Below are 15,223 nucleotides of genomic sequence, written 5' to 3' on the forward strand. Positions count from 1 at the left end.
CCGGGCGTGCCGTGCATCCGTACCGGACGCACGGCACGCCCGGGGGTCCGGCCGGATGCAGGGTGGGGGAAAGAGCGGGCATGCGCGCACTGCGAATACTGCTGGTCATCGTGGTGGTTCTGGGCGGGATCTTCGTCGTCGTCGACCGGGTTGCGGTGTATTTCGTCGAGTCGGAGGCCGAGGGCCGAGTCCACGTCACCGGTGCCACGATCGGCTCCACGGACATCTCCATCAAGGGATTTCCGTTCCTGACCCAGCTCGCGGGTTCGCGGCTCGACGAGGTCGACGTCGAGATCACCGGCATCGAGACCGACGCCAACGGCCGCCGGATCCGGATCAGCAGGATGAACGCCGCGCTGCACGAGGTGAAGCTGGCCGACGGCTACGCCGGCGCCACCGCCGCCCGCGCCACCGGTACCGCCGTCATCTCGTACGAGGACCTGACCAAGGCAGCCGGCGACGGCGTCGTCGTCGAGTACGGCGGCAACGGCAAGGTGAAGGTGACCGGCACGGTCGACATCCTCGGCCGCCCGCTGTCGCGCAGTGTGCTCTCCACCGTCACCCTCGTCGACGGCCACATCCTCAAGGTGCGTGCCGACAAGGTACCGGGCGAGGGCATCCCGGGGCTGGAGGGCCTGGTGCGCCGGAAGACCGACTTCGAGCGGGAGGTCGGCGGCCTGCCCAGCGGCCTGAAGCTGCAGAAGATCCAGCCGACCGTCGACGGCCTGGAGATCTCGGTGACGGGCACGGACGTACAGCTCGACGGCTGAGCGCCGCCAGGTCCGGGCAGCGGCCTCGGCCTCGACTTCGGCCTCGACCTCGGCCGAGCAGACCACTTCGGGCCACATATTGAGACGGCCGTGTCCGATCCGCAGATGGCCGACGGCTGCGGACGGTGGGGGAACCGCGCGGGAGGTGACGCCGTCCAGGCGGTGTCTCGTAGTGCGGACGATCGAGTCTCAGGATGCGACACGACGGTGACATGTCCGGCCGTACCTCCCTACGATCGGTCCCATGCAGTGCTCTATAGGCGGTCTCCCCCAGTGGGGACGGGCGGATCTCACGAAGCGGCGGGCAGTGGACCTGTGCCGCGTCGCCGCCATGCTCTGTCGCACTGTCTGAGCGGGAGCCTTCGGCACCCCGCATTCCCCCGGCCCTTCGACCGATTCAGGGCCCATCCCGATCGCATGTCGCACGTGCGCCGCACCCTGTGTCGCCGTACAGCCGCATCACGCATCCGCATCACGCACCGTCTCGCACATCTCGCCGCAGACTGCCCCGGAGGAGAACAGAATGAGCCGCAGTGACGTCCTGGTAGACGCCGACTGGGTCGAGGCCCACATCGAGGACCCGAAGATCGCCCTCGTCGAGGTCGACGAGGACACCTCCGCGTACGAGAAGAACCACATCAAGAACGCGATCCGGATCGACTGGACCAAGGACCTCCAGGACCCGGTCCGCCGGGACTTCATCGACCAGGCGGGCTTCGAGAAGCTGCTGTCCGAGAAGGGCATCGGCAACGACACCACGGTCGTCCTGTACGGCGGCAACAACAACTGGTTCGCGTCCTACGCGTTCTGGTACTTCAAGCTCTACGGTCACCAGGACGTCCGCCTGCTCGACGGCGGCCGCAAGAAGTGGGAGCTCGACTCCCGCGACCTGGTCGACGGCGACCAGATCCCGTCCCGCCCGGCCACCGCGTACAAGGCCCAGCCGCAGGACGAGTCGATCCGTGCCTACCGCGACGAGGTCGTGGCAGCGATCGGCAATCTGAACATTGTCGACGTCCGGTCGCCCGACGAGTTCAGCGGCAAGCTGCTCGCCCCGGCGCACCTGCCGCAGGAGCAGTCGCAGCGTCCCGGCCATGTGCCGACCTCCCGCAACATCCCGTGGTCGAAGAACGCCAACGACGACGGCACCTTCAAGTCGGACGACGAGCTCAAGGCCCTCTACGAGGACGAGCAGGTCGACCTGTCGAAGGACACCATCGCCCTGTGCCGCATCGGCGAGCGCTCCGCGCTCACCTGGTTCGTGCTGCACGAGCTGCTCGGCCAGGAGAACGTCAAGAACTACGACGGTTCGTGGACCGAGTACGGCTCCCTCGTGGGCGTGCCGATCGAGCTCGGCGCCAACAAGTAACCACCAAGCAACTCCGCACGCCCCGGACCGGCACCACCCGGACCAGGACGCCCCCCGACCCAGAAGGACAGAACACCATGTGTGGAGCAAAGGCCGGCGGCCCCGACGCTTCGACCATCAAGCCCGGTGAGACCACCATCCAGGGCAGCGTGACCCGCGACGGCGAGCCCGTCACCGGCTACGTGCGCCTGCTGGACTCGACCGGCGAGTTCACCGCGGAGGTCCCGACCTCGGCGACCGGACAGTTCCGCTTCTACGCGGCCGAGGGCACGTGGACGGTCCGCGCCCTCGTCCCGGGCGGCAGCGCCGACCGCACGGTCGTGGCGCAGACCGGTGGCCTCTCCGAGGTCGCCATCGCCGTCTAGCACGTACGCGGGAGCCCGCCCGGCCGACCGGTCCGGCGGGCCCCCGGCACCTCACCGGCCGAAGGGCCGTACCCCAGGGGTTGGACGCCTTCTGAAGCGGGGTACGGCCCTTCGTGCCGTTCGCATGGGCGCGTGGGCGGACAACGGGCCTACGCTGGACTCATGTACGCCCGGCGCCGTCGCGGCTATTTCCTGATGATGGGCGGCTGCATCGTCCTCTTCGTATCGGCCTGGGCAGTCGTCCGGCTGTGGTCGATGCCCGCCGCGATAGCGATGTGTCTCGTCGCCATGGTCATCCCGCCCGTCGCGGCCATGATCGCCAACCGCCGGGGCCCGGAGGACCGCTGGTGGGACGATCCGTCCGGCGACCCGAAGTCCGACGAGTGGTGGGACGAACTCGACGGCAAGAAACGGCACTAATGGGGGGCGGGGTGGGGGCGCGTGCTCGTGATGCGCGTGGCGCGTCAGTAGACGAGGGCTTGGACGCCCTCGGCCATGATCTCGCTGACGAAGACCTGGGCGCCCGCGATCCGTACGCCCTCCAGGACGTCCTGCTCGGTGATGTCGCGCCGGGCCGCGCACTGCGTGCAGAGGGTGATCTGCCCGCCCGCCTGGATCGACTCGATCAGATCCGGCAGTGGCGCGGCATGCGGCAGTTCGAACTCCGCGGCGCGGCCCGGCAGAGCGAACCAGGAGGATTCCCCGGTCAGCCAGAGGGAGACCTCCACGCCGCTGGCGACGGCGACCGCGGCCACCGTGAACGCCTGCGAGCAGCGCTCGGCTGAGTCGGCACCGGCAGTCACCTTGATCACGAGCTTCTTCGGCATAGGCCGAACTGTAATCGTCGGGTGGGCAACCTCATGGCCCCGGTGGCGGTCAGGTGTGTGCGCGGATAACGGAATCAGCGCTTCTGGTCTCATGGGGGACCCAATTGGAACCGAAAGACACCATTCCTGACGGGCAGGCCGGGCTGCTCGCCGAGAAAGAGATACCGCTCGGTGCGACGGAGCCACCCGCGCCGGAGCCGGTGGCCGCGCCGGATTCTGTGGCCGGGCCTGTGGTCGCGCCCGGGGCTGCGCCCGGGGCTGCGCCCGCGACCGCGGTTGAGCCCGTGCCCGCTCCTGCGGCCGTCGCGAGGCGCCCGCGCGGGCGTACGGCTCTGCTGATCGCCGCTGCCGCGGTGCTCGGTATCGCCGGTGGCACAGCGGTGGGCTACGACGTCCAGGCCGGACGCGCCCCGACGACGCTGCCCGCCCTGTCGCAGCCCGATCTGGCGTACCCGGCGAACGCACTGCCTGCGGACAAGGTTCCGGACCCGCTGCCCGCGTCCCAGGACCGGCAGGTCAAGACGGGCGGCGACCTGCGCAAGCTGCTCGCCGACAGGCCCGCGGGCTGGAGCGAAGACAGGTCTGTGCCGGGCCTCGGCGACGGATGGCTGGGCGTGGACCACTACGCCCGCTTCTTCAAGGACGAGGGCCCTATGTTCGAGTACTTCCTGGAGTCCGACATACGCCGGATCGCGGGCGCCGCCTGGAAGCGCGGGCAGTACCGCACCGCCGAGACATATCTCGTGCAGTTCGGCTCGGGAACCGTCCAGGGGGCCCAGGACTTCGCCGAGGGCCAGCTTGCGTACATGTCCGGAACCGAGATCGGTGCGGGCAACAACGGCGATGCGATCAAGGGCAGCGGCAACGGCCGCTACTACCTCTACGAGGTCGACCGGAAGCCGGGCTATCTGCCGTCCTACCACGCCAGGGCCACCGTGTACCGCGGCGGCATCGCGGCCGACATCCACATCTTCGACACCGTACCGATCAGCAAGAAGGACATCCGGACGCTGGCCGAGCGACAGCTGGAGCGCCTGTGAACGACGTGACCACGCAGGTGACCACGCCCGACGAGAACGCCGACGCTTCCGGGACCGCCGCCTCCGGCCGGGCACGCCGGGTGATCCGCGCGGCGCTTCCCGTCGTGCTGGTGATCGCCGCGGTCGGAGGCGCGGCCGCATACACCAAGAACGTGGTGGACGACGCCGACCGCAGCGCCAGGACCGCCCTCTGGGAGGAGCCCGCGCACAAGCCGGGCAAGGACCCGGCCGGTGACGTGGCCCGGGGCAGGGCCTCCACCGAACTCAGCAAGCTGCTGCTGCCGGTCCCGAGCGGCTACCGGCTCGGCCCCGACAACGGCGAGCTGGGCAACGACGGCGAGCAGAGCGGCAAGAAGGCGACCGCCGCCATGAAGGAGAGCGCCCACGGTCTCGCGGGCAAGGAGCGCCGGGCCTACGAGAAGCGGATCGACAAGCTCCGTGTCGAGGGCATCGCCGTCCGTTCCTATGCCGAGGACGACAACAACCTGGTCATCCGCACCGAGATCGTGCGGATGAAGGACAAGAAGGCCGTCCGTAACCTCTACACCTTCAGGACGGGCCTCCTGGAGTCCCTCGGCATCTTCCGCCAGGACCCGAAGATCAAGGGGCACACGAGGAACGCCAAGTGCTACGTCCTGCGCAAGGGCAGCAAGGACTCCATCGAGTCGATGAACTGCCTGGCGTACGACGGCGAGCTGAGCATCAGCCTCTCGGCGTCCGGCACCAAGCCGTTCGACCGGACGGCCGTCGCCGAACTGCTGAAGGACCAGCTCAACCACATCACGTCTCCGGGGGAGTACGTATGACCGAGCAGACGATGGAAACGCCGGACGCACCCGAGGCGCATCCCACCGACCCGGCGCCCGCCGACCCGGCACGCGCCGAAGCGGCCCCCGCCGACCCGGCGCCCGCCGACCCGGCACGCGCCGAAGCGGCGCCCGCCGACCCGGCCCCCGCCGACCCGGCGCCCGCCGACCCGGCGCCCGCCGACCCGGCCCCCGCCGACCCGGCGCCCACCGACCCGGCACGCGCCGAAGCGGCCCCCACCGACCCGGCACCCGCCGAAGCCCCCGTACCGCAGACGCCCGAGCCGCCCCTGTCTCCGCCTTCGCCGTTCCCGTCGCTGCCGCCCAAGCCGCCGCGGCGTGTCCTGCGGGCCGTCGCCCGGTGGACGGCGGCCGTTCTGGTGTGCGGCGGTTTCGGTGCCGGCGCGGCCGCCGGAATCACCTCGATGGAGCGCACCGACGTGCCCGGTCTGGCCACCGAGAGCGATGGCCGCTGGGACTATCCCGAGCTCAGCCTGCCCGCGCTCCCAGCCGGTTCGCCCCGCCCGTACAGCGACGGCAATGTCGCCGAGATCCACCACGCCGACCTGCGGAGTCTGCTGCTGCCCGCCCCGGCCGGAGCGACCGTGGACAAGAAGCTCGACGGCGGCTGGGTGAGCACGGAGCAGTACCTCTCCGAGTACGTGAAGGGCAAGCGCTCCGACATCACGCAGACACTGAAGGACTTCGCTCCGCGGCACGTCGCCGCTCGCGGCTGGACCATGCCGGACGGCACGTCGACCCGGATCTATCTCGTCCGGTTCAACTCGACGGCCTTCGCCCAGGGCTTCATGGACTCGATTGTCGGAAGAAGCGGATCCGGGGTGCCGCTCGTCGGTGCGCCCGAGACGGTTCTCGACGAAGGCTGGAGCGGCTACGGCAAGGTGAACGGCACCACGTCGTACGTGTACGACGAGGCGAAACCGTACGGCGAGGCGCAGGTCCGTCACGGGTACCTGGTCGCCGGTGACACGCTCGCCCTCGTCGTCCAGGCCCGCAGGGGCAGGGAGGGGACGGAGAGCGTTCCGTTCCACCAGACACTGATCCTGCAGAATCAGCTGCTGGGCTGACCCGTTCCCCGGCGGCCTCCACACAAGCCCCGAACCGACGGGCGGGGCCCCAACCCATTAGGCTGGGGCCCGGCCCGGTACTGCTGGCCTACCGCTCGTTCCAAGGAGTTCCCGTGCTTGAGGCATTCTTCTCCGCCCTGCTGGTGCTGGTCTGCGTCGGCGTTCTCGCCTTCGCCGGCCTGACCGTGAAAAAGCTCTACCAGGGTCAGCGCTGACCTTCCCCGTTCCCACCCCTCCCTCACAGATCGTCTGAGCCGCTCATGATCGAGATCCCGTCCGACCTCCACCCGGACCTCGTCCCGCTGGCCTTCCTCCTCGGCAACTGGGCGGGCGCGGGTGTCTCCGACTTCCCGGGTGCTGAGCAGTGCAACTTCGGCCAGGAGGTCTCCTTCAGCCACGACGGCCGGGACTTCCTGGAGTACACCTCGCACACCTGGGTGCTCGACTCCGAGGGCAAGAAGGTCCAGCCGCTGGAGTCCGAGTCGGGCTACTGGCGCATCGACAAGGACCGCAAGGTCGAGGTCGTCATGGTCCGCGACCAGGGCGTCATCGAGATCTGGTACGGGGAGCTGGCCGACCGGAAGCCGCAGATCGACCTCGTCACCGACGCGGTGGCGCGCACCGCGGCCTCCGGCCCGTACAGCGGTGGCAAGCGGCTCTACGGCTATGTGAAGAGCGACCTGATGTGGGTCGGCGAGAAGGCCACCCCGGAGGTGGAGCTGCGCCCGTACATGTCGGCGCACCTGAAGAAGGTCGTCACCCCGGAAGAGGTCGAGGCGATGGCGAAGAGCCTCGGTGACCTCCCGGACGACGGCATCGCCTTCTTCAAGTAGTTCGAGAAGCCGGTCAAGAGGCCCTTCGGGGCCGGGTCCACGCCGGAACAGTTCACGGAATCCTCCCGGACACTGCTGTGGCCAGGCGTGCACCCGGTCCTACACTGGGCCTGTGGTGAGCACCGACTGGAAGACCGATCTCCGGCAGCGCGGCTATCGGCTGACGCCGCAGCGGCAGCTTGTCCTGGAAGCCGTCGACACGCTGGAACATGCGACGCCCGACGACATCCTCGCCGAGGTGCGCAGGACTGCGTCCGGCGTGAACATCTCCACCGTCTACCGGACGCTCGAACTCCTGGAGGAGCTGGAGCTGGTCAGCCACGCCCATCTGGGGCACGGGGCGCCGACGTACCACCTGGCCGACCGCCACCACCACATCCACCTGGTCTGCCGCGACTGTACGAACGTCATCGAGGCCGATGTCGGGGTCGTCGCCGAGTTCACCGCGAAGCTGCAGGACAGCTTCGGGTTCGAGACGGACATGAAGCACTTCGCGATCTTCGGCCGCTGTGCCGACTGCGCGGCGAAGGCGGCGTCCGGCGACGCGGCACGGACGGCCGACGCGGCACGGACGGCCGACGCGGCCGGACCCAAGGCGTAGGACCGCCCCCTCCCGAGCCGTAAATCGCGTCGTACGCTGGTCGCATGAAGAGCCCTCTGCTGTCCCTGCCCGGCGCGGTTCCCGCCGAAGGCCGCGATGAAGGCGTCGCCGCGCACTACGGCGACCTGTTCCGCGAGCAGCGCGCCCTCGCCGACGGCTCCGGCCTCGTCGACCTCTCGCACCGCGCCGTCATCACCGTCACCGGCAGCGACCGGTTGGCCTGGCTGCATCTGCTGCTCACCCAACACGTCAGCGAACTCGCCCCGGGGCAGGCCACCGAGGCCCTGATCCTCACCGCGCACGGACACATCGAGCACGCCCTCTATCTCGTCGATGACGGCGAGACCGTGTGGATGCACGCCGAACCGGGCACGCAGGGCGACCTCGTCGCCTACCTGGAGTCCATGAAGTTCTTCTACCGGGTCGAAGTCGCCGACCGCACCGAGGACTTCGCCGTCGTGTACCTGCCGGCCGGCTCCATCGCGGAGGTCCCGGACGGGGTGACGGTACGGGAGACGGCGTACGGCCGGGACCTGTTCCTGCCCCGCGCCGACCTGGAGGCGTACGCGGCCGCGCACGGCCCGGTGGCCGGAATTCTGGCGTACGAGGCGCTGCGCGTCGAGGCGCACCGCCCGCGCCTCGGTTTCGAGACCGACCACCGCACCATCCCGCACGAGCTGGGCTGGATCGGTACCGCCGTCCATCTCCAGAAGGGCTGCTACCGGGGCCAGGAAACCGTGGCCCGGGTGCAGAACCTGGGCAAGCCGCCGCGGCGGCTGGTCTTCCTGCACCTCGACGGCAGCGAGGTCGTGCTGCCCGGACACGGCACCCCCGTACGGCTCGCCGCGGACGGCGCCGAGGGCCGGCAGCTGGGCTTCATCACGACGTCCGCCCGCCACCACGAGCTGGGGCCGATCGCGCTGGCCCTGGTCAAGCGGAACGTGGCAGTGGACGCGGAACTGCTCGCGGGGGATACGGCCGCTGCCCAGGAGACGGTCGTGGAGCCGTAATCGCACGCAGATTCTCTACGCGCGAGCGTCTGCGGTGTCTGCGGTTTCTGCGGCGTCCGTACCGATGCACTGCACCGACCGCACGGCCCGGCCTCCGTCCTGTCCGCGGTCGGGCCGTGGGCCGGTTCAGACCTCGACGACGACGGTGAACGGGCCGTGGTTCGTGAGCGAGACCCGCATGTCCGCGCCGAACCGGCCGGTCTCCACCTGCGCGCCCAGCGCCCTCAGCTGCGCCACCACCTCGTCGACCAGCGGTTCGGCGACCTCGCCGGGCGCCGCGGCGTTCCAGGTGGGCCTGCGCCCCTTCCGGGCATCCCCGTAGAGGGTGAACTGGGAAATCACCAGAAGCGGCGCATTTACGTCGGAGCAGGACTTCTCGCCCTCCAGAATGCGGACCGACCAGAGCTTGCGGGCGAGCTGCGCCGCCTTCTCCGGGGTGTCCCCATGGGTGACCCCGACCAGCACACACAGCCCTTCACCGACGATTTCGCCGACGACCTCGGGCCCACCCGTCGCGCCCGTGCCGTCGGTCACCGTGACGCTCGCACCGTCCACCCTCTGCACCACTGCACGCATATGGACCAACCTATCCTGGCCAACCTGTCTTGGGCTGAACGGGTACAGAGCATCCACATATGCCCTACCGGAGTGGCACCATGCTGGGAAGGCGGTGTGCCGACGCACCGGTCGAGGGGATGGACACCAGCATGAGTACCTATGGAACCGGGCAGTCCCCCGGCGCCGTGCCGGTCACATGTACCGGCACCAGTACCAGTACGAGTACCGGCACCAGCACCAGTACCGGCATCAGTACGAGTGCCAGTACCAGCACCTTGCGCCCACCCGTCCAGCGAACCGGTCACGGACACCTGGACGGCCCGTCCGTGGGACCGCCGCCGGAGCTGGGTGGCCTGCGTCTGCCGGAGCTGCGCACCCTGCGCCGCGACTCGCAGCGCGACGAGGCCGACCTCAGCTATGTGCGGCGACTGATCCAGGGCCGCATCGACATCCTGCGGGCCGAGCTGGCCCGCAGACGGGATCCGGAGACACCGGTCGTGGACCGGCTCTCGGAGATCCTCGCCGACACTCCGTCCCAGCACCGCTCCTCCGCCCGGCACGTCACGCTCACTCCGCCGCGCAGCGACGAGTACCGCCGGCTTGCGGCCGAGACGCTCGCCGAGGTCGAACTCTCCGACCTCGACGCCCGTACGGACGACGAGCTGCACATCGCGATGGGGCGCCTGGTCCGCTACGAGCAGCAGGTCTCCCGCCGCCGTCACCGACTGCAACGCACCGCTGACGATTGCAGTGCGGAGATCGCCCGCAGGTACCGTGACGGTGAAGCACAAGTAGACGACCTGCTCGCCTGAAGCGACCCTTCCGGGGGCGGGTTCCGCCCGTCCCCGGAAGGCCACCATGACCTCCAGCGCCGCAACCGTCGCCCCCTCCGCCATATCCCCCGCCCACCCCGTCCTGGCCGAGGTCGTACGGTCCGGCTTCGTGGAGGGCCGGCACCGGGGCTCGCTGGTCCTCCTGGCCGCCGACGGCAGCGTGGAACGGGTCCTGGGCGATCCGACGGCGCCGGTCTTCCCCCGTTCGTCCAACAAGCCGATGCAGGCCGCGGCCGTGCTGCGGGCCGGGCTCGACCTGTCCGGGGAGCGGCTGGCACTGGCCGCCGCGAGCCACTCCGGCGAGGACTTCCACCTCGAACTCGTACGCAGGATGCTCGCCGAGCACGGACTGACCCCCGGTGATCTGCAGACCCCGCCCGATCTGCCGCTGGACCCGGCGGAGGCGGAGACGTATCTCGCCGCCGGCCACGTCCGGGAGCGGATCACCATGAACTGTTCCGGCAAGCACGCGGCGATGCTCGCGGCGTGCGCGCTGAACGGCTGGGACCGGGCGTCCTACCTCGACCCGTCGCACTCGCTCCAGCAGCTGGTCCACCAGGTGGTCGAGGAGGCGGCCGGCGAGCCGGTCGCGGAGGTCGGTACGGACGGGTGCGGGGCGCCGCTGATGGCGATAAGCCTGGTGGGTCTGGCGCGGGCCTTCCGCACGTTCGTGCTGGCCGAGCCGGGGACGGCGGAGCGCCGGGTCGGCGACGCGATGCGGGCCCACCCCGAGTACGTGGCGGGAACGCGCCGCCCCGACACCTGGCTGATGCGGGAGGTGCCGGGCACGCTCTCCAAGATGGGTGCGGAGGCGGTGCAGGCGGTGGCGCTGGCCGACGGCCGGGCCCTGGCCTTCAAGATCGACGACGGCGCGACGCGGGCGCTCGGCCCGGTGCTGGCCCGGTCGCTGCGCCTGCTCGGCATCGACGCCCCGGTGGTCTCCCGGATCGGACGCACGCCGCTGCTGGGCGGCGGCGGTGAGGTCGGCGAGATCAGGGCGGCGTTCTGACCGGGTTCCGCGGTCCCGGAAAACCGGGTGACAAGCGGTCCCGGAAAACCGGGCGACAACCCGGGAGTCGGGTGCCTAGCGTGGATCACATGGCTCCTGACGTCCGTACGATCACCGCTGCCGAGTTCCCCGACTGGCTGCGCGCCAAGCACACCGGCTTTCTGCACCCGCCGACGGGAACGGAAGAAGAGTCCGAACGGCGGCTCCCGTACACGGACCTCGCCCGCACGCAGGGCGCCTTCGACGGCGGGCGGTGCGTGGCCACGTTCCGTTCGTTCGCGCAGGAGCTCACGGTCGTCGGCGGTGCCGTGGTGCCGGCCGACGCGATCTCCAACGTCACGGTGTCGCCCACGCACCGCCGTCGCGGACTGCTCAGCCGGATGATGGCCACGGACCTGGCGGCGGCGAAGGAGCGCGGCGACGTGGTCGCCACCCTGATCGCCGCCGAGTACCCGATCTACGGGCGGTACGGCTTCGGTCCGGCGACGTGGACCACCGAGTGGGAGATCGACGTACCGAGGGCGGGCCTGGACCCGCGCTGGTCGGGCCCCTCCGCGCAGGACGGCGGCCGGATCGACCTGGTGAGCGGTGCCGACGTACGCAAGCTGGGCCCGGCCCTCCACGACCGGCTGCGGGCCCGGCAGCACGGTGCGGTCGACCGTGAGGCCCGCTGGTGGGAAGTGAACACCGGCGAGATCCCGTCCGGTCCCGAGGTCTGGAAGGAACCGTTCTACGCGGTCTACAGCAACGCGGCCGGTGAGCCGGACGGTCTGATCGTCTACCGCGCCGACGACAACTGGGGCGATGCCAAGCAGCCGCTGAACCGGGCCACGGTGCTCGGGCAGATCGCCGTCACCCCGGCCGCGGACCGCGTGCTGTGGCACTTCGTCTGCTCCATCGACTGGATCACCACGGTCCGCACCGGCTACCGCGCCCCCGACGACCTGCTGCCCCTCCTGCTCCCGGACCCGCGCGCGGCCCGCATCGTGACCCACGCGGACTGGCTGTGGGTGCGGGTCCTGGACGTCGTACGCGCCCTGGAGGCCCGGACGTACGCGGTGCCCGGCGCGCTGACCCTGGACGTCCACGACACCACGGGCCTGACCGCCGGCCGCTACCGCCTGGACGCCTCCCCGTCCGGCGCGAGTTGCACCCCCACCTCGGCTGAAGCCGATCTCGCCCTGGACGTAAGGGAGTTGGGGGCGCTCTACCTGGGCGACGAGTCGCCGGTCCGGCTGGCGGCACTGGGCCCCATCGAGGAACGCACGCCGGGAGCGGTGGCGCTGGCGGAGGGGATGTTCCGGGCGGCGCGGCGGGCCTGGTGCCCGGACATCTTCTAGGACCGGCCCCGGCCTGCCGCCGACGGCAGGTCGCGCCACCGGATGCCAACTGCCGGTGGGGACGAAGGCACCGGTCTTCGCGACCACGAGTTCAGGTTCGGTCTCGAACGGGTGCTGGACGGGACCGAGTCCCTGGTGGAGGCGCGGGCGCGGGGGCGGGGCGGCGAGACGATGACCCTGCGGTCCGTCCACCAGGCGCTTCCGGCTGTCGGCGTCCGGCCCGCCCGTCGCCCGTGCGACCGTTCTCGGACGTCAAGTCCGGTTGAGGTCAAGGCGTACGCTTCATGGTCATGAGCGGAGAGACACCCGAGCCGCCCGCGACGGCGGAGCATGCGGCGCCCGCGCCACATGCGCCGATGAGCCTGCGTGAGCGCAAGAAGCAGCTGACGTACCAGGCGATCTCCGATGCCGCGATCGCGATGTTCGTGGAGCGGGGCTTCGACAAGGTCTCGGTGGCGGAGGTGGCGGCTGCCGCGGACATTTCCAAGCCGACGCTGTTCCGGTACTTCCCGGCCAAGGAGGACCTGGCCCTGCACCGGTTCGCCGACCACGAGGACGAGTCCGCCCGCGTGGTCGCCGCCCGCGCGGACGACGAGTCCCCGCTGGACGCCCTGCGTCGCAACTACCTGGACGGCCTGGAGCGACGCGACCCGGTGACCGGGCTCTGCGACGTGCCGCAGGTGCTGGCGTATCAGCGGATGCTGTACGGGACGCCGTCCCTGGTCGCCCGCATGTACACCTACCAGGGCCGCTCGGAGGCGGCGCTCGCCCGCGCGCTGGGCGACCGGGTGCGGGACAGGCTGGCCGCGGGCCAGATCATCGCCGTACTGCGCATCCTGGCCCTGGAGAACTGGCGGCGGATCGAAGCGGGGGAGAGCGCGGATCAGGTGTACGACGGCGCGGTCGAAGCGGCCGAACTCGCCTTCGTGCAACTGCGGTCGGGACTCGGCGCGCAGTAGCGGCCGGCGTGGTGCGCGGCCTCGGCCGCCCGCCGGGCACGGGGCCGCTCAGGCGGGGACGTCGCCGGCGTGCACCACCGCTTCGGCGATCTCGCGTACCCGGTCGAACGTGATACCGGTGCGCTGTTCCACGGCGAGGGGATGGTCGGTGGGTTCCAGCTCGATCCGGGGACGCAGACCGATCGGGCGGGTGTGGGCGTTCGTCTTGAGGTTGGTCGTGCGGGGCGAGTACAGCCCCAACTCGGTGCTCAGCCACCCGAAGTACGGCTGCTCGGACTCCCGGCCGGGCGTCTCCCACACGTCGAGGGCCCGCCCGAAGTTCTCCCGGCTGAGCGAGACCCAGACACCCCAGGAGAAGGGCTCCTCGCTGCCGAGGACGGGTATCTCGATCAGGCCCTTGATGAAGTAGTGCTCGTGTCTGACGATGCACTGGTCCGAGGAGAGCATGCTGTCGGGATCGTTCTCCAGGCTCGCGTCCCAGACGTCGGGTGCCATGGTCGAGTACCCCATCGGTAGTTCCGCGTGGTGTTCGCCGCAGCAGGAGCAGGTGTAGCCGGGGTCGATATCCATGGGCGGGATCCTAGGCCGTGTGGTTCCGGGGGCGGGCGTACGAGGTCCGTTCCCTTCCCCTGCGTACACCCGCCCTGCGCGCCTACACGGAACGGCCGAGCACGTCCTCCCGTACGTCGGCCCACTCCAGGGAGTGGCGGATGCCCTCCGCCAGCGAGTAACGCGGCTGCCAGCCCAGCAGCCGCTTCGCCCGGTCGCTCCGGGTGTACGCCCCCGCGACATCGCCCGGCCGGGCTTCGGCGTCGACCGCGGGCACGGGTGCCTCGACCACGCTGTTGAAGGCGTCGAGGAGCTCGCGCACGGTGGTGCCCGTGCCGGAGCCCAGGTTGATGACGGTGGAGGTGGCCGCCGGCCCGGCCCCCGCCTCCGGCAGGACGGTGTCGAAGGCACCGAGCGCGGCCACATGCGCGACGGCGAGGTCCCAGACGTGGACGTAGTCGCGGATGCCCGAACCGTCGCGCGTCGGGTAGCCGGTTCCGGTGACCTGGAACGCGGTGCCCTCCTCCTGCGCCTGGATCATCTTGCCCAGGCCGTGGCTCGGGCGCCGCAGCTGAAGTCCCGTACGCATCTTCGGATCTGCGCCGATCGGGTTGAAGTAGCGCAGGGACACAACGCGCAGAGGCTGCGTGGCGGCGATGTCGGTGAACATCGCCTCGCACACCGCCTTGGTGCGCGCGTACGGGCTCTGCGGGGCGACGGGGGAGTCCTCGTCGACCGTCAGATCGGTGTCCGCCCCGTAGATGGAGGCGGACGAGCTGAAGATCATGCGGGTACAGCCGTTGCGCAGGAGGTGGCCGGCGAACTCCAGGCTCTTGGCCACGTTCGCCCGGTAGTAGCCGACCGGGTCGGCGACCGAGTCCGGGACCACGATCAGGGCCGCGCAGTGGACGACGGCGTCGATGTCCGGGTGCTCGGCGAAGACCCGGTCGATCAGCGGGCCGTCCGCGATGTCGCCCTCGTAGAAGGCCCGCCCCGTCGTGAACTCCCGTCTGCCCGTGACCAGGTTGTCGAGGACGACCGGAGTGATCCCCGCGTCCGCACATGCGGACGCGACCGTGCTGCCGATGTAGCCCGCGCCTCCGGCGATCAGGACCTTCATGCCGTGCCTGCCTCTCTGTGGCTTTCCGCGTCGCCGCCTCCGGCCGGTGTGGTGCGCGATGCCGCAGGGCCGGACCGGCGGGCGGAGGCGGAGCTGCTGAGGCGATCCTAGGCGAGCGCGGTCGGCCGCCGGGCCGCATGTCCGGC

Annotated in this window: 19 protein-coding genes; 15 read left to right on the plus strand and 4 right to left on the minus strand. The window is 70.5% G+C overall.

Features of this window, described 5'->3' with window-relative positions; genetic code table 11:
- Nucleotides 1-80 precede the first annotated feature (80 nt).
- The 5 genes from OG306_RS20700 (at nt 81) to OG306_RS20720 (ending at nt 2,924) form a co-directional block, all read left to right on the plus strand.
- Nucleotides 81-770: an LmeA family phospholipid-binding protein gene (locus OG306_RS20700; RefSeq protein WP_327258959.1), complete on the plus strand. Its 690-nt coding sequence runs from the start codon at nt 81-83 to the stop codon at nt 768-770.
- 244 nt (nt 771-1,014) lie between these two features.
- Nucleotides 1,015-1,122: a putative leader peptide gene (locus OG306_RS20705; RefSeq protein WP_353962445.1), complete on the plus strand. Its 108-nt coding sequence runs from the start codon at nt 1,015-1,017 to the stop codon at nt 1,120-1,122.
- Between the two features lie 171 nt (nt 1,123-1,293).
- Nucleotides 1,294-2,139: a sulfurtransferase gene (locus OG306_RS20710; RefSeq protein ID WP_266747570.1), complete on the plus strand. Its 846-nt coding sequence runs from the start codon at nt 1,294-1,296 to the stop codon at nt 2,137-2,139.
- 77 nt (nt 2,140-2,216) lie between these two features.
- Entirely contained in the window at nt 2,217-2,504 is a 288-nt protein-coding gene (locus OG306_RS20715) for a DUF1416 domain-containing protein (protein WP_030925040.1), read from the plus strand.
- Nucleotides 2,505-2,666: 162 nt separating this feature from the next.
- Entirely contained in the window at nt 2,667-2,924 is a 258-nt protein-coding gene (locus OG306_RS20720) for a DUF3099 domain-containing protein (RefSeq protein ID WP_266747571.1), read from the plus strand.
- A 44-nt stretch (nt 2,925-2,968) separates the two neighbouring features.
- Here the strand turns inward: OG306_RS20720 and OG306_RS20725 are convergent, their stop codons facing one another.
- Nucleotides 2,969-3,331, minus strand: coding sequence for a DsrE family protein (locus OG306_RS20725; protein ID WP_266747572.1), 363 nt, complete (start codon nt 3,329-3,331; stop codon nt 2,969-2,971).
- Between the two features lie 284 nt (nt 3,332-3,615).
- Between OG306_RS20725 and OG306_RS20730 the strand changes: the two genes are divergently transcribed.
- From OG306_RS20730 to OG306_RS20755, 6 genes are all read left to right on the plus strand, one after another.
- The gene (locus OG306_RS20730) at nt 3,616-4,371 is read left to right on the plus strand and encodes a hypothetical protein (RefSeq protein ID WP_327258958.1); all 756 of its coding nucleotides are present in this window, start codon (nt 3,616-3,618) and stop codon (nt 4,369-4,371) included.
- Nucleotides 4,368-5,177, plus strand: coding sequence for a hypothetical protein (locus tag OG306_RS20735; RefSeq protein ID WP_323183897.1), 810 nt, complete (start codon nt 4,368-4,370; stop codon nt 5,175-5,177). The genes OG306_RS20730 and OG306_RS20735 overlap by 4 nt, the downstream gene beginning before the upstream one ends.
- Complete coding sequence (locus tag OG306_RS20740; protein WP_371665543.1) at nt 5,174-6,265, plus strand: hypothetical protein; 1,092 nt, start codon at nt 5,174-5,176, stop codon at nt 6,263-6,265. Before OG306_RS20735 ends, OG306_RS20740 begins: the two co-directional genes overlap by 4 nt.
- A gap of 260 nt (nt 6,266-6,525) precedes the next feature.
- The gene (locus OG306_RS20745; protein ID WP_266747574.1) at nt 6,526-7,098 is read left to right on the plus strand and encodes an FABP family protein; all 573 of its coding nucleotides are present in this window, start codon (nt 6,526-6,528) and stop codon (nt 7,096-7,098) included.
- Between the two features lie 112 nt (nt 7,099-7,210).
- A complete protein-coding gene (locus tag OG306_RS20750; protein ID WP_266747575.1) occupies nt 7,211-7,699 on the plus strand; it encodes a Fur family transcriptional regulator in 489 nt (162 codons plus the stop codon).
- A gap of 44 nt (nt 7,700-7,743) precedes the next feature.
- Entirely contained in the window at nt 7,744-8,709 is a 966-nt protein-coding gene (locus OG306_RS20755) for a YgfZ/GcvT domain-containing protein (protein ID WP_266747576.1), read from the plus strand.
- 126 nt (nt 8,710-8,835) lie between these two features.
- Here OG306_RS20755 and dtd read toward each other — a convergent pair whose 3' ends face one another.
- Entirely contained in the window at nt 8,836-9,285 is a 450-nt protein-coding gene (dtd, locus tag OG306_RS20760) for a D-aminoacyl-tRNA deacylase (RefSeq protein ID WP_266747577.1), read from the minus strand.
- 131 nt (nt 9,286-9,416) lie between these two features.
- Between dtd and OG306_RS20765 the strand changes: the two genes are divergently transcribed.
- From OG306_RS20765 to OG306_RS20780, 4 genes are all read left to right on the plus strand, one after another.
- Complete coding sequence (locus OG306_RS20765; RefSeq protein WP_266747578.1) at nt 9,417-10,079, plus strand: ABC transporter substrate-binding protein; 663 nt, start codon at nt 9,417-9,419, stop codon at nt 10,077-10,079.
- 46 nt (nt 10,080-10,125) lie between these two features.
- Nucleotides 10,126-11,109: an asparaginase gene (locus tag OG306_RS20770; protein ID WP_371665544.1), complete on the plus strand. Its 984-nt coding sequence runs from the start codon at nt 10,126-10,128 to the stop codon at nt 11,107-11,109.
- Between the two features lie 89 nt (nt 11,110-11,198).
- The gene (locus OG306_RS20775; protein ID WP_371665545.1) at nt 11,199-12,449 is read left to right on the plus strand and encodes a GNAT family N-acetyltransferase; all 1,251 of its coding nucleotides are present in this window, start codon (nt 11,199-11,201) and stop codon (nt 12,447-12,449) included.
- 284 nt (nt 12,450-12,733) lie between these two features.
- Nucleotides 12,734-13,408: a TetR family transcriptional regulator gene (locus tag OG306_RS20780; RefSeq protein ID WP_371665546.1), complete on the plus strand. Its 675-nt coding sequence runs from the start codon at nt 12,734-12,736 to the stop codon at nt 13,406-13,408.
- A 48-nt stretch (nt 13,409-13,456) separates the two neighbouring features.
- Here OG306_RS20780 and OG306_RS20785 read toward each other — a convergent pair whose 3' ends face one another.
- Together OG306_RS20785 and galE are read right to left on the minus strand one after the other, a co-directional pair.
- Nucleotides 13,457-13,978, minus strand: coding sequence for a DUF2199 domain-containing protein (locus tag OG306_RS20785; protein ID WP_266747581.1), 522 nt, complete (start codon nt 13,976-13,978; stop codon nt 13,457-13,459).
- Between the two features lie 82 nt (nt 13,979-14,060).
- The gene (galE, locus tag OG306_RS20790) at nt 14,061-15,077 is read right to left on the minus strand and encodes a UDP-glucose 4-epimerase GalE (RefSeq protein WP_266747582.1); all 1,017 of its coding nucleotides are present in this window, start codon (nt 15,075-15,077) and stop codon (nt 14,061-14,063) included.
- Nucleotides 15,078-15,223 lie beyond the last annotated feature (146 nt).

The organism is Streptomyces sp. NBC_01241 (genome assembly GCF_041435435.1).
Taxonomy (GTDB): domain Bacteria; phylum Actinomycetota; class Actinomycetes; order Streptomycetales; family Streptomycetaceae; genus Streptomyces.